The sequence below is a fragment of the Bradyrhizobium sp. CCBAU 11386 genome (assembly GCF_028128955.1).
Classification (GTDB): Bacteria; Pseudomonadota; Alphaproteobacteria; order Rhizobiales; family Xanthobacteraceae; genus Bradyrhizobium.
On record NZ_LBKA01000202.1, the window covers coordinates 1 to 18,220 of the forward strand.

The window sequence follows — 18,220 nt, forward strand, 5'->3', positions numbered from 1 at the left end:
ATACATCTGCAAATGCTGGACATCCCAGCCAGAACGATTCAAGCTCAATCCGCTCCAGCAAATGCCGGGACTAAACACCTAGACTTCATCTGACGACCGAAGAGACGACATCCATGAATGCAGAACAGGTCCGGCTTGGCGCTGGCACTCCTTCCGAAACTTCAGAATCCGAGGCTTCCGAACGAGGGGCTCCCGCCCCGGCGCAGTGGGTCGAAGCCTTGACGGAGGCGGGCACCGACGCCGCCTCGTCGCGCGACCAGGTCCTGGCGGGCTGGGTTGCCGAAGAGGGGCAGGGCGAACACGAGAATCGCCAAGAGGCGGTCAGTCGAATGAGGGATTGGCGAGAAGCGGGCGATGTCGATGAGGCGCTGGATCTGTCGTCCTTGTCCCTGACCGCCTTGCCCGCCCCCCTCCTGGCCCGGCTGCGCCGCCTGAACGTCGACGACAATCAGCTGAACAGCTTGCCCGATACCCTTCCGGCCGGTCTCCAGCGGCTCTACGCCAGCAACAATCGGCTGACCAGCTTGCCCGACCTTCCAATCGGGCTCCGGCGACTCTATGCCATCAGCAACGGGTTGACCAGCCTGCCCGCAGACTTGCCACCCGGGCTGCGTCGCCTGAGCGTCGACAACAACCAGCTGACTAGTCTGCCCCCCCTTCCGGGAACGCTTCAGGAGCTGGACGCCAGTGGCAACAGGCTGACCAGCCTGCCCGAGCTTCCCGCCGAACTCCAGCGGCTGAACGTCGACTACAATCAGCTGACCAATCTGCCCCACCCCCTCCCCGCCGGGCTCGAATGGCTCAGCGCCAGCCACAACCAGCTGACCAGCTTGCCAGAGCCGGTCCCGGCCGAGCTCCTGTGGCTCGGCGCCAGCAACAATCAGCTGACCAGCGTGCCCGAGACCCTGCTGACGCAGCTAGGCCAAGAGTCCAGCGTTGATCTGGAGAATAATCCGCTGCCCGAGCCGGTGCGGACCAATCTGGCGATAGCAATGCATGCCGGAGACTATGCCGGCCCGCAGATCTTTTTCCCGGTGCCCGAAGGAGCGATGGAAGTTGAGCCGCGGCCTCTGCACGTGGTTATCGCGGACTGGCTCGCAGACGACCCGACGACGCTGGCCGAATGGCAGCACTTTGCGGATGAGCCAGGCGCCCAAGACTACGCACGGTTCCTAGAGCGGCTACGAGGGATCGTGAACCATGGCAATCACGAGTTTCGGCAGGCAGTGACTGATGATTTGCGGCAGGCGGCGGCCAATCCGAGATTGCGCGAGCAGTTTTTCACGCATGCTTCCGAGGCCAACTTGAGTTGCGATGATCGCGTTACTTTGCACTGGAACGGTATGCAGACCGCGCGCCTTAACGCTGACGTCGAGGACGGAGTTTATGATGATCGGCTCGGCGAACTGATCCAGCGCGGCCGTGTTGCGTTCCGCTTGGAGGCGCTGGACGGGATCGCGCGCGACAGGGTCAACTCGCTCGTCAGGGTCGACCCGAGCATAGACGAGATCGAAGTCTACCTGGCCTATCAACATCTGCTGCGCGAGCCGCTCGAGCTCAGTCACGTCGCCCCCAACATGCAATTCCTGGCGGTCTCTCACGTAACCCCGGATGATGCTGCGCGGGCGCTGGACCTGGTTCGGGAGCAGGAAGCGAACCAGTTCGACGCTTACATGGCAACCCGCTGGCACCCCTGGGAGACGGTGCTGAGGCGCATCGCTCCGGGCGAACATGCAGCGATGCAAGACCGGCTCGTCGAAGCCATGGGCGAGGAGTTTCAAACCCGCTTGAATCATCGACTGGCCGAGAAGGGCTTGTTAGGCGACCTGGATGCCGAGCGGGTGCTCGGAGCCCAAGTCCGAAACCAAATCGCTGGCGAGATCAATCGCGAAATCATGGACCGACTGCTCGCAGACCGTGGCCTCGAACAATGAGACTTCACCGGGTCACCGAAGGCGGCCCGCCCCCGGTTCCCACAGATCGTGGCGTGCGGATTGTTCCCGCACCGACGCTCTTCGACAGTTGGTTCACAGTGCGTATTTCGCAAAAACCGGACAGTGGTTTCGCTAACTAAGGGACAGCAATTTCGCTAAATCACGGACAGTACTGCTGCGGCAGGCTTTCGGTTGCCTGATTGAAGGAATCGGCAACAGGGGGGCTCACGAATTAGGGTTTCAGACAACATGGGCTCGCATTCGGTAGATTTGTCATCTCTCTCCCGGCGAGCTCAATCGTGAGCGCAACGGATTCGCAATCTCTGCCGAAAAGACATCCATGCGTCAGCCCAACAATGAGATCAGGTCGCCGTATCGGCACAGTGATCACCTGCACGTCCGGCTCGCCCAGGGATGTGGCGCGAATCGCCCTTAAGTCGCGCGGCACTTTGTAGCCGCCACATTCACGCGCATCGTTTCTGCAAGCAAGAGCAGCATCGCAAGCCTCATCGGCAACTCCTGTGACTGGGCCACCTTTCCATCCATCTGACGGCGGCAGCTGCTCGTTCGCCATCAGCAATTCCTGTGCCGCGCGCGAACTGTGGCGCGCTCTATGCTCTACGTGAGAGAAATTCGCATAGACGCACGACGTCGCTGTGGAGCGGATCTAACGCTCTGTCAGATTTACGGCATCTTTGTTCCCGAGCAGACAGCGACAGTCGCGCAACGAAACGGCAGCATTTGACGCCCCAAGACATGCCTGTTTGGTTTGTCGATGACTCAAAGGCCGCACTCGCCGCGCCGGTAATGGAACGGATCGCAGAAAGCCTGCCGTCGGCAGCAACGCGAACGATCTAGCGGAGAAATCATTGTAACGCTGCTTCTGCGACGCGGCAAAAGGCGCGCGGGGCGAAGAGCGAAGGCCGCCTCTCAACCAACCTGCCTAATGGGAATCGTTAGCACACGCCTGGAGACAAATGTCCCTTGCACGAAAACAAGCTTCGCCGCTAGCGACAACGCAGTACATCCATAGGCGATTTTTTCCGTGCAATCGAATTCCTAAATCAGGCTTCCATCGCATGGATGCCTGCAATCCAAACTATCAATTTTACCGATGTCACCTACTGTTGCATCCATCTCCGCAATCGGCGCATATCGATCACGCTAGGCTTCCAGGCCGATCCGTGACTCCGCTAATGCGCCCAGCCGATCAAGTTACGAGTCACGCTGCAACTTCTCGTTCGACCTTGCTAACGCGGTTTGAGCACTCAAGCGATGCCACCCGGAGACAGGCAGTTTGTCCGCGACTGCTTAATCGGCCGCAGTTTGCGCGTCTGGTGCATATCTTGCTTAACGAGAAGGGATACGTAACTGAACGCCTGCCCTTGGAACGACGCGCCGGCTCTCGGAACCGTCTCCAATTGGACCCGGCTAAAAAATGATGAGTCTCGTATGACGCTGTCTCCTCTCAACGACGGGACGGCTCACATTCGAGTATTTTCGGGAAGGAAGCGTCATGACCACCATGGCAACTGCGGCGCCCGCGCGCGCGTCGCAAACTTGGTATAAGATTCTCTACGTCCAAGTGCTGATCGCGATCTTGATTGGCGCCATGGTCGGCTGCCTATGGCCGTCCGTCGCGACCAACGACTGGGTTAAGGCGCTCGGTGACGGGTTCATCAAGCTCATCAAGATGGTGATCGCGCCGATTATTTTCTGCACCGTCACATCTGGTATCGCGCATATTCAAGATGCGAAGAAAGTCGGGCGCGTCGGCGTCAAGGCGCTGGTCTATTTCGAGATCGTCTCCAGCTTTGCATTGCTTTTGGGCCTCGTTATGGGCAATCTGGTCCAAATCGGACATGGCCTTGCGGTCAAGCCGAATGCTGCGGCGGTCGCCAATTACGTCAAGCAGGCGGAAGCCTCGAAGACCGTTGATATCTTTCTCAACATCATTCCCGATACCGTGGTCGGCGCCTTCTCTCGCGGCGATGTTCTGCAGGTTCTCCTATTCGCGATCCTATTCGGCTTTTCGCTGATGGCGCTGGGAGAGCGTGGGGAGCGCCTGCGCGGCATCATTGACGACGTCGCGAACGCGGTGTTCGGCGTAATCGCTATCATAATGAAAGCGGCCCCGATCGGCGCCTTCGGCGCCATGGCCTTCACGATCGGCAAGTTCGGGCCGGCAGCACTCGGCAATCTGATCGGTCTGATCGCGCTGTTTTACGCTACGGCGGCGCTATTTGTGGCGGTGGTGCTCGGTCTGATCGCGCGCCTCGTAGGCTTTTCAATATTCAAGTTCATTATCTATATCAAGGACGAGCTTCTGATCGTGCTCGGCACTTCGTCCTCTGAAAGCGCGCTGCCGCAATTGATGGAGAAGCTCGAACGGCTGGGCTGCTCCAAGCCCGTGGTCGGCCTGGTGGTGCCTACTGGCTACTCCTTCAACCTCGACGGCACCAATATCTACATGACACTTGCGACATTGTTTATTGCCCGGGCACTCGGGGTCGATCTCACCTTTGGCCAGCAGCTCACGATCCTGCTCGTGGCAATGCTAACGTCGAAGGGAGCAAGCGGCGTCACCGGCGCCGGCTTTATCACGCTCGCTGCAACGCTGTCGGTGGTCAATCCGGCGCTGGTGCCGGGCATGGCAATCGTGTTTTCGATCGACAAGTTCATGAGCGAGGTGCGCGCCCTTACCAACATCACCGGCAATGGCATCGCCGCCGTGTTCGTATCCTGGTGGGAAAACGAGCTCGAGCACAAGACGCTGCAGGCTCGTCTCAACCAGCCCACCGTTTCCAGCACTATCGATAGTAAAAGAACAATGAGGTAGGTCCCGGACTTGACCGCCGCCATTCGAAGACGCATCGAATGCAAGCGGAGCCACATTTCTCGCACTTCGAATCCGCACAGTCGACTTGACACGAGCCGGGACTTCTCACGCGATCTCCAGTGCGCAGCCCTCCGCGTCGCGCCCGGCAGCCGCCCCTGAAAAGATGCCCCACGCGAGCAAAAAGAGTAGGAGCTTTTTAACAGTCATTTCAAGCGCGTCTTTGGCCGTCAATGCTCCCGGCTATCTGAACGCTTGTGCAACATTTTGCCGGGCTAGATAACAGGATAGCGACAGAACGTGTCAGCCTGACGGAGCTGGGTGTTGGTCCAGCCAACAAATGCCGATGTGCGCGGTCACTGCACTTGCCTCGCCCGACCACGCACACGGCTGGTGCCGGTCCGGCGTCGTTGCGCGCTCGATTGCGGCTAACTACTCGGGGAAAGGTCCTCCACATCTGGCGTGCTGGCCCTAGGGCACCAAAGCAGTCGCGTAACTTCGCCCTCGCTTTTTGACACATGACCATTGCGCTTTCTTCCGCATGACCGATCGTGCCGGCGAGATGAGTGGTCCGGCAGCTTGTCCCTGCTCTTTCCGGGTTCGGCGAGGGGCGCCTGATTGTTCCGCCTCCAGGTCTTGGGGGAACTGCAGCCGCTGTCCTTGTGCCGTTGGCGTAAGGGGGTTGTCATCGGCCGCAGCCTCAAGCGCCTGCCCTGAGGTTATCGACAGCTGAGGAAAGCAGACATCTCAGCTTCGAATGCAGGCGCGCCGGCGCGCCATATTAGAATGTTTAGAACAACTATACGTATGTCTATAATGCGTTTTTTCTCGGCGCGTGCTGAGTTCCGCAGCAAGCAATCAATCTCGGCACCGCTCACCAGGGGCCGGGCGCCGGGATTGCCCCATTTTTGCCTAAAATGTTATAGCTCTCCCGCCGGAAAGGCCGGACGTTATCAAAATGCGTAGCCACATCAGCAATTTTAAACGTTCAGCTCCTCAATTTACTTTCGGCAGCATAACGCTGGCCGCGGTAACACTGCTTTGCTTGTACCTTCAGTCGCATTTCGCCGCGACGGCGTTCGTCTATTTGTTAGTGGTCTTGCTGTTTTCATTGATGGGCAGCTTCGTCGCGTCATCAGCGCTCTGCATCCTAGCCATCGCTGCTCTCACCTACTACTTTGCGCCGCCGGCGTTCAGTCTGCGAATCGATGACCCGCAAGATCTTCCGGTAGTTGTTGCTTTTTTTATTGTCTCGATTGTGGGAACGCACCTGATCGGAAAGCTCCGCCAGGAAAGAGAGGCTGCGCGTGTGGCCGCGGCCAAGCTTCAGCAGAGTGCGGCGGATTTAGAGGATCGCGAAAAACGCTGGCGCGCAATCTTCGAGCACAATCCGGCCATGTACTTCATGGTCGATGAAGCCGGCACTGTCCTCAACGTCAATACGTTCGGCGCGACACAACTCGGTTATGCTCGTGCTGAACTGACCGGTCAATCCGTGCTGCGCGTATTTCTTGAGGAGGATCGCGCGTTCGTTCGCCAATGCGTTCGGAAATGCCTTGAGGATATCGGACAATCGCGCACTTGGGATGTCCAGAAAGTCAGGAAGGACGGCTCGGTATTGTGGGTACGTGAAAACGCCAAAGCCATGCTCTGGACCGATGACCAGCCCATCATCCTTATAGCCTGCGAAGATATCACGGAGCGAAAGCGGACCGAACTTGCCCTGCAGCGGAGCGAAGCACATTTGGCCCAGGCGCAGGAGTTGAGCCATACGGGCAGCTTCAGCTGGAACGCCACCACCGGCAAGGCCCTCTGGTCAAAGGAAACATTTCGGATTTTCCAACTAGACCCTGAGACGGTCCCGACGCCGCAGCTCGTCGTTGAGCGCACTCATCCAGATGATAGGGCTTCGGTTCGAGAAACTATCGATCGAGGGATGCGAGACCTGAGCGATTTCGAGCACGAATACCGGCTGCTGCTACCGGACGGCTCGGTGAAGCACATCCATGCGCGGGCACGAGTCACGAGAACGGCCTCTGGTGAGATCGAGTTTGTTGGGGCAGCTACGGATATCACGGCGGCGAGGCGAGCAGAACAGCAGCTGCGCCGGAGCGAGGCCTATCTGGCCGAAGCCCAGCATCTCAGTCACACGGGCAGTTGGTCCTGGGACGTCTACGGTCTAGATTTCGTGTATCGCTCCGCCGAGGTCGATCGTCTGTTTGGCTTTAGCCCACAAGAGCCGGTATCGATAGAGACCATTCGATCGCGCATCCATCCAGACGACTTGCCGCGGCTACAGGAGGTGCAGCGCCAGGCAATTGAACACAAGGAGGGGCGGTTCGAATATGATTTCCGTATCCTTCTACCAGATGGCGGGATGAGGCGCATACACGCCGTTGCGCACGTGGTGGTCGGCAGCGACGGTAACGTCAGCGAGCTGATCGGAACACATATGGATGTCACCGAACAGCACGCAGCTAGGGAACGCCTGGAGAACACACTTGCCGCGCTGCGCGAAAGCGAACAGCGCTTTCGCGACTACGCCGAAACAGCTTCCGACTGGCTCTGGGAGACCGGGCCGGATCATCAGGTCACTCACTTATCCGAGCACACCAGCACTGCGGGAATTTTGGCGACAGAAGTGATGGGCCTGCTTCGCTGGGACATTGCGTGCGACGTCGAAGAGGAACCCGAGAAGTGGCGGCAGCATCGGGCGATGTTGGAGGCCCATCTCCCGTTTCGGGATCTCGTCTACCGCACCGTGACTCGGATGGGATCTCTGATCTACGTCCGCACGAGTGGCAAGCCTTTTTTCGATGGAAAGGGCAATTTTCTCGGCTACCGCGGCGTCAGCACTGATATCACCGCTACCATTCGCGCCGATCAAGCCGAACAAGCACTACGAAAGGCACAGGCGGAGCTTGCGCATGTGACGCGTGTAACGACGTTAGGCGAGCTGACAACTTCCATCGCCCACGAAATAAACCAGCCACTCGCCGCTATTATCAGCAACGCCGATGCGTGCCTCGGTTGGATGGGTCGCGACGCTCCTGATCTTTCCGCCGCGCGCTCTTCGGTGGAGTGGATCATCGAAGACGCGATCCGGGCAAGCGAGGTGATCCGTCGTGTTCGCACACTCGCGAAGAAAGGCCAGATTGAGATGGTGCCGCTCGATATCAATGAGGTCGTTAAGGACGTCATTGCGCTGGTGACACGAGAGCTGGTTAGCCACCGAGTGACGTTACGAACCGAGTTGACGGCCGCGCTGCCCATGATCCTCGGCGACCGGATTCAGCTACAACAGGTGATCATCAATCTGGTGATGAACGGAATCGAAGCCATGGACGCCGTTACAGACCGGACGCGCGAACTGCTGATTCAATCATCAAAGGACGATCTGGGGCACGTGCAGCTTGCCGTGACCGATTGCGGCGTCGGGGTCGCCGAAGACGACGCGGACCGCGTCTTAGATCCCTTCTTCACCACAAAGGCGAGTGGCCTTGGAATGGGTCTTTCGATCTGCCGATCGATCGTGGAAGCTCACGGAGGGCGGCTGTCAATCGTCCACAAAGATGGACCGGGCGCGACCTTCCAGTTTGCCCTGCCGCTGCATAAGGAGGCCGTCTCGTGACAGGACGATTTGACTCGCCAGGTGAAGGCAGCAATGCCGAGGCGTCGACAAAGGCGATAGTCTTCGTCGTCGAGGATGACATCTCCCTGCGTCGCTCGCTTACGAACCTTTTTCGATCGGTAGGGTTGGACGTGGTTGCATTCGGATCGGCCCGCGAAATGCTGCAGAGCACAGTTCCGGACGTTGTTAGCTGTCTCGTTCTTGATGTCCGGCTGCCAGGCTTGAGCGGCCTTGAATACCAGACCGAGCTGGCGAGGTTAAACATACATATTCCGATCATTTTCATTACCGGCCATGGCGACGTTCCCATGAGCGTCAGGGCCATGAAGGAAGGAGCGGTCGATTTTCTCAGCAAACCGTTTCGCGACCAGGAACTCCTTGATGCCGTGGTTGCGGCGACCGAACGCGATCGCAAAAGACGGCAGGCTCAGCAGACCGTCGCGAAGCTGCAGTCTCTATTTGAAACCTTAAGCCCGCGCGAGCAGGCGGTGATGAAACTGGTCGCGGCCGGCCTGATGAACAAGCAGGTAGCAGCCGAGCTTGGGCTCGCCGAGATTACGGTCAAGATCTACCGTGGACACGTCATGAAAAAGATGCGTGCCCGGTCGCTGGCCGACTTGATCAGAATGACTGAGACGCTGGGAATCCGCGCCAATCGTCCCGAATAAACCCACGTATGATTTTACAATTTCGTCACTCAAGCCCACTTTTCGGCGAATGTGGCTAATACTTTGGCAGCCACTATACCCGCGTCAGGAGGGCTCGTGTTGTCTACGCCTTTGATTTCCGTCGTTGACGACGACGCCTCAGTCCGTGCGGCGACAGAGAACCTTTTGAAATCGCGTGGCTACATCGTCCGAATATTTGCGTCGGCCGAGGAACTCTTGCGGTCGCCGCAGTTGAACGAGACATCCTGTGTCATTACCGATGTGCAGATGTCGGCTATGAGCGGCCTGGAGCTGTTGGCAGAGATGCGGACGCGTGGCTACGACGCACCGTTCATTTTCATTACTGCTTTCCCCAACGACCGCGTGCGCGCGTCAGCCCTGGGCGCCGGAGCGATTGGCTTCCTCGCCAAACCCTTTGGCGGACAAGCGTTAATCGAGCTCCTCGACACCGCACTGAAGGCGTATGGTGGCCGAGGGGGCATCTGATGCAATCAACCTGCAGCGCTTGGGTTCATGTCCGATCTAAACGCTCCACGCGACGACAATCTCGCCAGGACGACGGATTAAGTTGTTCTCCGTGAAGAACGCGGACGAGCGCTGATTTAAGCGATCTTTTGAGCCGGGACAGTTTCGGCGAAGGCGCGGATGATGGCACGCAAGAGTTCTGCGAGCCATCGCGGGAGCAGGCCGAAGTTGTAGCTGGCCGCGGCGAGGACGGCGTTGATGCGGTCACCGACGCGGCCTTTGAGATAGTTGCGGTCCATGCGGTGCTCGGCCTTGACGTGACCGATGACGGGTTCGACAGCCGCGCGACGCTTCATCTCGCTCCGGATGGAAGCCGTGACGCGGCGAACCTGACCCGAGATCCAGACCCTGAACCGGTGCGGGTAGTTGGGCCGCAGTACCCTTTGTCAACGTGGATACGACGAGCCTCCATGCCGGTGAGCTTCTCCATGTCGGCGACCACGGGGCCGAGCGTGTGGCCGACAAAGGGATTGCCGTGCAGCGCCTTGGTACGCTCGTGCCATTGGCATTCATCAGGTTTGATGAGAGGCGGCGAGCACGCCCGAGGATGCTCCTCCATTAGAAATCAGGTCGATCGATGATTGACCTGCTGACGCCGGAGTTGCGCCGCGCCACCTCATGTCGGGTTCTGGTGTCGACGTTGCAGTGGAGTTCGCGGACGAGCCGCCTTCCATAGTTTGGCCGATTTCCAGACTTTGAGCAACGATATCGCTAGAAAAGTTATCACACTTCGATTCGTGGAAGCGCGCCCCGCGCGTTCGGCGTCAACGCTCATTTATCCAAATCCGCATTTCGCCTTCGCCGCGGTTAGCCCAGCTGAACCACGGAATGAATGTCAGCCGCTGCGGTTCTAGCTGTCCAGGCACTTTGTCGTACTGATAAAGCACCGCTTCTTCAGAATGGGTGTGTTGCAACCGCGCCCCGTCAGCCTGCAGCAAGATCTTGCCGTTAAAGAGACCAGTTCCTTCGATAAGGGAAAACCGACTGTCTGCATGAAGCCAGACGTTGTGTAACTCGGTCCCATTGTCGGTTTCCTCCAGACAATAAATTAACGGGCCACGCTGGATGGCCACCTTGCCGGCCAAATTGCGAACTTGTGGATGGCCGTATACGCGACGCACTTGCATCGGCAGCGATAGTTTGACGCGATCTCCCTGCCGCCATGTTCGACGAATGTGCAAATAGCCCTTGCGCGGCTCGCAATTGACAGGCTCGCCGTTCAGGCTCGCCTGCGGCGCGCTACACCATTCCGGCAGGCGCAGGGCGAGCGTGTGGGCAATTGGCGGCGCAGATTCGACGGCGATTTCCACCTCGTCTCTCCAGGGATAGCCGCCGCTTACGAGCAACCGCAGCGCATGTCCGTCGATGGATATAGCCACCCTATTACCAACGTAGAGGTTTACATAGAGCACGTCGGTGCGGGGCGTGTAGATGTAATGACCAATCGATGTGAAAAGGCGTGCGATGTTCGGTGGACAGCACGCGCAGCCAAACCAGCGTCGTCGCACCGGCGAGACGTGATTGTAGATGCCATTAGACCTCAGCGTTTTGGGATGCACTTCGAGCGGGTTAACATAGAAATAGTGACGCCCGTCGAACGCGATACTGCCGAGAACGGTATTGTAGAGCGCGCGCTCCATCACCTCCGCATAGCGACCGTCCAGTTCCATCTCCAGCATACGGCGTGCGAACATCATCAGGCCAATCGACGCGCAACTTTCCGCGTACGCCGTATCATTCGGCAGATCGTAATCGCTGCTGAACGCTTCGCCAGCGACTTGCGAGCCGATGGCTCCGGTAATATAGATCTGGCGCTGGACCATGTTTTGCCATAGCCGTAGGCAAGCTTGGCGCTGCTGCTCGTTCTGGCGCAGACGCGCGAGATGAGCTACCGCGGTCATGAGGTATACAAAACGAACCGCATGACCGATTGCAGTTCGCTGCTCCGAAAGTGGCAAGTGCGCTTGGCTATACGCTTTATTTTTTATCATCCAAGGCGTGCCGTCCGATTTGGGGACGCAGGATTGCTGGCGTTTCTCGTACTCAATGTCGTAGAAGTGTGGCTCCGTGCCGCGTTGCTCCACGAAATAATTGGCTAGCGTGAGATATCGCTGCTCCTTTGTCGCTTCGTAGAGGCGTGCCAACGCAAGTTCGATTTCCGGATGGCCATCGTAGCCGTGTAACTGATCGCGCTCCGGGCCAAAAACTCTGCCGATGTGGTCAGCAAGCCTGCAAACGACCTCCAGCAATCGCCGTTTGCCAGTCGCCTGAAAGAACGCGACACCCGCTTCAATCAAGTGGCCGGCGCAATAAAGCTCGTGGCACTCCGCTAGGTTGGTCCAGCGCTCCTGAGGCGCGTTCAGTATGAAATAAGTGTTGAGGTAGCCGTCGCCGCATTGGGCCGCCGCAATCAATTCAATCAGCTCATCAGCGGCTTTCTCCAGGTCTGGATTGGGTGCCTGGCATAGCGACCATGCAGCCGCCTCAAGCCATTTTGCGACGTCACTGTCCTGAAAAACCGTGCCATGGAACTGGCCCCTCGCACGTCCGGCTGCAAGGCGGAAGTTCTCTACCGCGTGGCTCGGTATTGCCTCGGGATCGCGATCGTTCAGCACCTCCCATTGGTAGGGAATTGTCACTTCCCTGACCAGCTGCTGGCATTTCCCAATCAGCGGATCCAAGACCTGTAGGTCGTGAAGATCGACTTCGGCCACATTCCGATCATTCATCTCGTTCCTCCTTGGAGTATTGCGAACGGACGCCTAACCCAGCAAGCCAGCTCACTATGTTGCGTTGTTGAGGTTGTGACCCTGAGATTTGCGTGCATAATCGTATTCTCGGTGCGAGCGTTGAAACGATAGAGACGTAGAGGCTGCCCTACGGCGCCGCACTCCCAGACATGCGCTGACAGCAGTCTCGTTCGAGGAGCGGGATAGCAATTCCCATGCCGAGAATGAGGAGCGGTTGTTCTGGTCAACCAGATCTACGGCTCCGCGATAGGAACCCGATGCGATCGCTGGCCCACCAACCGAATTTGCCAGTCGTGCCAAATCCCGCGTCACCGCGAGGCTGGTCGGTCCCTGCTATACGAGCCGGTCGGCTGTCGCTGGGTCAGATAATGGCCAATAATACTTGCCTGCCGCACATAGCCGGGGGCGCCGCGTCCTTCCGACGCGGCGAATTACCTGCACTTGATTCCAGGCGCTCGGCTTTGCGCGGGAATGTCCGGTTTCTAACGATCCTTTGATGACGCGTAGCGGTGGGGAGGGCCGCGGTGGCGCGTGCGGCTCAACCGGATTGAATGAGTTGCTGCTACGCGCGATCTAAGGGAGAAACTGGACCGCTAATCCCAAGCAATCGTTTCGGGGGCGAAGCGCGTGCTCAACTTCCCGACGTGGCGCGAATGCTGGCGGTCATGAAAAGTAAGTTGTCGCGCGCAGGCGCTGCCAATGAATTAGCCGCGGCGGAGCGACCCGAAGCTGTCTGCACCGATTTGCTCGTCGGCTTCGGCAAGGTGTGAGGATTAGTTCTGCATCGCGTTTCAGGCTGATCTGGCCCTGCAAAGCGGTTGCAGGCTGGGTAACCAGGAGCCGACTTGGATCTCCCAATTGTCCGCAATTCCCGATTGTTATCGACCGTTCCAGTCGAGCGGCAGGAAGGTAACGCTCACTCCCATTGGCGATAGTCAGGGTTGAGGATGATGACGCAAGCAGGACTGATTCTGCTCATCCAGCTGAATCGGTCTATGATTGACCTGCTGATGCCGGGATCGTTCTCCGTCTGAGATCGCCCACGCCATAGTCACGCTCAGATCGTCGTCTAGCCGCTCAGCGGAGCACGGGCGGGCTGACGAGGGCATTGCCTGAGGTCGCGCAGCATACGGCAGCTACGAGCAACTTCGGATGTCCTCCGTGAAAAACGCGGACGAGCGCTGATTTTTGAGCCGGGACAGTTTCGGCGAAGGCGCGGATGATGGCACGCAAGAGTTCTGCGAGCCATCGCAGGAGCAGGCCGACGTTGTAGCCGGCCCGCGGCGAGGACGGTATTGATGCGGTCGCCGACGCGACCTTTGAGATAGTTGCGGCCATGCGGTGCTCGGCCTTGACGTGGCCGATGACGGGCTCGACAGCCGCACGACGCTTCATCTCGCGCCGGGTGGAAGCCGTGACGCGGCGGACCTGGCCCGAGATCCAGACCCTAAACCGATGCGGGTGGTTGTGGCCGCGGTAACCTTTGTCGACATGGATGCGGCGAGCCTCCACGCCGGTGAGCTTCTCCATGTCGGCGACCGCGGGGCCGAGCGTGTGGCCGTCGAAGGGATTGCCGTGCAGCGCTTTGGCATGGAGCACGAACTGTCCGCCCTTCGGGGACGTCACGGGGGTGGCGATACTGACCTTGCAGCCGAACTCGTAGGGCGCGCGGGCTTTCCCCTTGCCGATGCACTCGACCTCCGCGCATGTAACGCATAGACCTTGGGGCCGCGCTGATGCTGATCCTGGGTGCGCACCCGCTGCGCCAGATCGAGCAGCGGGCCGAATCGAGCTTCCAGCACCGCGTCGCCATCAATCTTGCGGCGGATGTCGCGGATGATCCGGCCAAGCCGCGTCCGCAGGAACTTGAGCTGGCGCCGGGCGCGCTTGAACTGATGAGCGTGGGTATAGCGGCCGACCATGATGGCGGCGCGCTTCGCCAGGCGCAGATAGCTCTGGCGCAGCGGCACACGGTTGCGCTTGGCGAGCCCGACGAGCTTGGTGATGGCCAGATGCATCAGCCGCGCGTCGGTCGGATGCGCAACGGCCTTGGGCTGCACCGTGGTATCGACTACCACCCGCTCCAGGTCCTTGGGACCGATGGCGCCAGTCTTGTGCGCCACCGACAGACTTTCCTGGATCAGCGCGACGAGCTGCTCCTCGCCGAGCCGCTGGCGCCAGCGCGTCATCGACGATCGATCGAACGGCAGCCGGTGGCAGAAGCTCAACTCGCCGCAGAAATATTGGTAATAGGGGTTCTCGATCCAGCGGGCGCACAGCACCTCATCCGAGAGATTGTGCATGTGCTTCAGGATGAACAGGCCGGCGTCAAGCCGCGTCGGCAGGCCAGGCTGCCCGGACCGGTTTGGCACATCGAACCAAAGCGATCATCCAGAAACTTCCAGTCGATCAGCGCCGCCAACCGCACCAGCGGGTGGCCCATGTCGATGATCTGATCGAGCGCCGGAAGCAAGCTCTTTCTGGCGATCATCCCGCGGTTTGCTCATCGCCGTCCCCAATGCCGATGACCGCCGTCAGGGAATCACGAATCGCAAAGAACTTGTCCGGTTCCGGCTCCACGAACTCGACGCGACCAAACGCAAGCCCAACACCTCGACGCGGAGGCCTCAATGCTCAGATACTAACACCGCGGCCTCATTCGACAGTCACCGATTTTGCGAGATTACGCGGCTGATCCACGTCCGTGCCCCTTACGAGGGCGGTATGGTAAGCCAAGAGCTGAACCGGAATGGCATAGACCATCGGCGTAAAGCTTGCGACCATCTCAGGCAGCACAAGGGTCATGAGTGTATCCACGGTCGCTTCCAAAGCACCCTTCGCATCGGTGATCAGGATGATCTTGCCGCCCCGCGCGGCAACTTCTTGCATGTTCGAGACGGTCTTTTCGAAGACCTTGTCGTAAGGCGCGATCACCACCACAGGCACGGTCTCATCGATCAGCGCGATCGGTCCGTGCTTGAGCTCGCCGGCGGCATAACCTTCTGCGTGGATATAGGAAATTTCCTTCAGCTTGAGTGCGCCCTCCAACGCCAGGGGGGCCGACGTGCCCCGACCGAGATAGAGCACGCCCCTTGAGTCAGCGATATAATGCGCGAGCTTCTCGATCTGCGGCTCGATCAACAGCGCCGCAGCAATCAACCGCGGCACTTCGATAAGCTCACGCACGAGCTTCGATTCATCGATCTCAGAGAGCTTACCGCGCTCTTTGCCTGCTGCGACGGCAAGCGCTGCCAATACCAACAGCTGGCAGATGAATGCCTTTGTGGAGGCGACGCCGATTTCTGGCCCCGCCAGCGTCAGCAGAACGGATTCGCTCTCGCGTGCAATCGTCGAGGTCGGGACGTTGACCACAGATATCGTGTGCACGCCCTGGCCCCTGGCGTATCGCAACGCAGCCAGTGTGTCAGCGGTTTCGCCCGACTGCGAGATGACGATGGCGAGATCCCCCCGGCGCAGAGGCGCCTCCCGATAGCGGAACTCGGACGCTACATCGATCTCGACAGGCAAGCGCGCCAGCCGCTCAAACCAGTATTTGGCAATGTGCCCGGCATAGCTTGCAGTGCCGCACGCGATAATTGAGATGCGCTGAATGGATTTAAAGTCGAACGGCAATGTGAGCGGCAGGGCGACGCGCTTGGCCGCCATGTCGAGATAATGCGCCAATGTCTTGTCGGCCACTGTTGGCTGCTCGTGGATTTCCTTGGCCATGAAGTGGCGATAATTCGCTTTGTCCACAAGGAGTGACGATACGCCAGACTTTGATGTTTCCCGCTGGACGACGGAGCCCTCTGCGCTATAAATCACGCACGTCGTGCGCGTCAGCACGGCCCAGTCGCCGTCTTCAAGATAGGTAATGGTGTCGGTCAAAGGCGCGAGCGCGAGCGCGTCCGATCCTAGATACACTTCGCCGTTACCATGTCCGATCGCAAGGGGCGACCCCCTGCGCGCACCGATCAAAAGATCGTCGTGGCCCTTGAAAAGGAATGCCAGCGCGAAGGCACCGCGCAGGCGCGGCAGCGACGCTTGTACCGCATCCTGCGGCGAGTAGCCATTCTTGAGATAAGATTCGACGAGATGTGCCACCACCTCGGTGTCCGTCTCTGAGTCAAAATGGGCTCCATTCCGCTCCAGCTCGGTCCGCAGCTCGCTGAAATTCTCAATGATCCCGTTATGAACGACCGCTACATTTTCCGTCGCATGCGGATGAGCATTGCTCTCGGTCGGCTTTCCATGAGTCGCCCAGCGGGTGTGACCAATACCGGTACGACCCGACGGCGGATAATAGCGCAGGCGCTCCTCAAGGTTTCTCAGCTTACCTTCAGCGCGTCGCCGCTCGATACGGAGACCTTCGAGAGTCGCGAGGCCCGCGGAGTCGTAGCCACGATATTCCAATCGCTTGAGCGACGCGACCAACTGCTCACCGACCGGACCACGCCCCAAGATGCCAACAATGCCACACATATCGATCAACGCTGCCCAAGTTCAAGAAGCCCGACGTTCCTCCTCACAGGAACCCCGTTATGAAATTCGCTCGCCCGGTGGTAACAGGCGTCAAGCTCGGGATCTTTCGCGGCCGCCTGCATCGCCGCCGCATTCACAAGCGTGAGTCAGATCTCTTCGGCCACCATCACTTCGCCCGGCTACATCCCGCTTTTGGCTACCGATCGAGTAAACTGCGATGCGGGCTGCGAATAGCGTGACCGCTTCGAGGAGAGCCAGATACGCAGATGCGCTTGCCCGGCGACATCCAATTCCGAAACAAACAAACTCGCTCCGTTGCGACGACAGCTGTCGTCGCAACAAGCCGCTGCGGGGATATATCGTGCAGATAGTCTGGCTCCATGGATTGAGGACATTCGAACAGATAGGCAGGCCAATTATCCTACGGTAAAACATCTTCTGGTTTGCTCACCATCACTGATGAGCCATTTCACGACTTGCACCTCAAGCTTCCAAGACAGTGAGCAGCGATACCGGCGAACCGGGCGGCAGTTGATGTGGGAGTCATTGAGTCCTTGCGTCTCACTGATAGACTCTTCGAGAGGCTCACGTTCGCCTGGGCCTTGGTTCATTGCAGATAGAAAGAAGACACGCTGCCCGTGGCTTCTACATCGTCTGCTGCCGATATATTTGCGCAGCCGCTCTAGCAAGAATTGTCCTATGTCACTGGAAACATTTTGCCGGCGCTGGTTTAAGATGGCTCATCATACTCGGACCGAGGCAAGTCACGCTCGTCGAGACTAAACGATTGGCGTCGGAGCTCTATTGTACGAACGTAAACTTTCGATATCGGAACGTTCGAGGATTTATACCAACGTTTGCTACTCTTTCTCATTTTGTCTTGCGTCGACCGTCCACTGCCTGCCGCGAGTTGATATTGGCAAAGGCACTGATCACCGTTGACGAGTCACCGCCAAGCCAGGGTGTTCTATTCGGAGATTAACGGTACGGGCGCTTTGTAGATTACGAATTGATGCGCAGGCTTGACGTGTGCTCGCCTGCATCGCGTGATGCCGACAAACGCATTGACGACCGCGGCCTCAGCTCGTCACTCTCCCAAGCCATGGCGAGAGACGCGAATGCGTAGATGCGCTTGAGAATAGATAAGGAACACAGACCGTCGGCTTCTATCTCATTGGAAATATCGCCCGCGGGGGAAGCGCGCCCTGACGCTCGTAACTGCGTTTGCCATCCATCTCGCCTGCTTCGGATCATCGCGGATATCAGGCAGGTTGCGAGGGTTAGTTGACTTTCATGTTTGGAAGCTCAATGTGTTGGCTTCTCCAGTCTAATATAAATCAATGTATATAGTGTGCATTTCCTACATGATGTGTATGACTGGAGCTAATGATCGC

7 protein-coding genes and 2 pseudogenes are annotated in these 18,220 nt (G+C 58.6%); 5 read left to right on the forward strand and 4 right to left on the reverse strand.

Going from position 1 to position 18,220, the window contains the following annotated elements:
* Positions 1–113: 113 nt before the first annotated feature.
* From XI09_RS15005 to XI09_RS15025, 5 genes are all read left to right on the forward strand, one after another.
* Positions 114–1,934 carry an NEL-type E3 ubiquitin ligase domain-containing protein gene (locus XI09_RS15005; protein ID WP_271567515.1) on the forward strand — a complete coding sequence of 607 codons (1,821 nt, stop codon included), beginning with the start codon at positions 114–116 and terminating at the stop codon, positions 1,932–1,934.
* 1,516 nt (positions 1,935–3,450) lie between these two features.
* Positions 3,451–4,773 (forward strand): C4-dicarboxylate transporter DctA, encoded by a 1,323-nt coding sequence (dctA, locus tag XI09_RS15010; protein ID WP_097669300.1) that lies wholly within the window; start codon positions 3,451–3,453, stop codon positions 4,771–4,773.
* A 955-nt stretch (positions 4,774–5,728) separates the two neighbouring features.
* Complete coding sequence (locus XI09_RS15015) at positions 5,729–8,401, forward strand: PAS domain S-box protein (protein WP_271567516.1); 2,673 nt, start codon at positions 5,729–5,731, stop codon at positions 8,399–8,401.
* A complete protein-coding gene (locus XI09_RS15020; RefSeq protein WP_271567517.1) occupies positions 8,398–9,069 on the forward strand; it encodes a response regulator transcription factor in 672 nt (223 codons plus the stop codon). The genes XI09_RS15015 and XI09_RS15020 overlap by 4 nt, the downstream gene beginning before the upstream one ends.
* 99 nt (positions 9,070–9,168) lie before the next feature.
* Complete coding sequence (locus tag XI09_RS15025) at positions 9,169–9,555, forward strand: response regulator transcription factor (RefSeq protein ID WP_271567518.1); 387 nt, start codon at positions 9,169–9,171, stop codon at positions 9,553–9,555.
* Between the two features lie 116 nt (positions 9,556–9,671).
* Here the strand turns inward: XI09_RS15025 and XI09_RS15030 are convergent.
* The 4 genes and pseudogenes from XI09_RS15030 to glmS form a co-directional block, all read right to left on the reverse strand.
* Positions 9,672–10,123 (reverse strand): annotated as a pseudogene (locus XI09_RS15030) (IS5/IS1182 family transposase); the annotation flags it as partial.
* A 235-nt stretch (positions 10,124–10,358) separates the two neighbouring features.
* The gene (locus XI09_RS15035) at positions 10,359–12,323 is read right to left on the reverse strand and encodes a glycoside hydrolase family 127 protein (protein WP_271567519.1); all 1,965 of its coding nucleotides are present in this window, start codon (positions 12,321–12,323) and stop codon (positions 10,359–10,361) included.
* A gap of 1,212 nt (positions 12,324–13,535) precedes the next feature.
* Positions 13,536–14,851: pseudogene (locus XI09_RS15040) on the reverse strand (IS5 family transposase); the annotation flags it as partial.
* 148 nt (positions 14,852–14,999) lie between these two features.
* Positions 15,000–16,826 (reverse strand): glutamine--fructose-6-phosphate transaminase (isomerizing), encoded by a 1,827-nt coding sequence (gene glmS, locus XI09_RS15045; RefSeq protein ID WP_271567520.1) that lies wholly within the window; start codon positions 16,824–16,826, stop codon positions 15,000–15,002.
* Between the last annotated feature and the right edge of the window lie 1,394 nt (positions 16,827–18,220).

Excerpts from the sequence above, each read along its gene's own strand:
- XI09_RS15005 (WP_271567515.1), top strand. The coding sequence starts at position 114 with ATGAATGCAGAACAGGTCCGGCTTGGCGCTGGCACTCCTTCCGAAACT.
- dctA (WP_097669300.1), top strand. The coding sequence starts at position 3,451 with ATGACCACCATGGCAACTGCGGCGCCCGCGCGCGCGTCGCAAACTTGG.
- XI09_RS15015 (WP_271567516.1), top strand. The coding sequence starts at position 5,729 with ATGCGTAGCCACATCAGCAATTTTAAACGTTCAGCTCCTCAATTTACT.
- XI09_RS15035 (WP_271567519.1), bottom strand. The coding sequence starts at position 12,323 with ATGAATGATCGGAATGTGGCCGAAGTCGATCTTCACGACCTACAGGTC.
- glmS (WP_271567520.1), bottom strand. The coding sequence starts at position 16,826 with ATGTGTGGCATTGTTGGCATCTTGGGGCGTGGTCCGGTCGGTGAGCAG.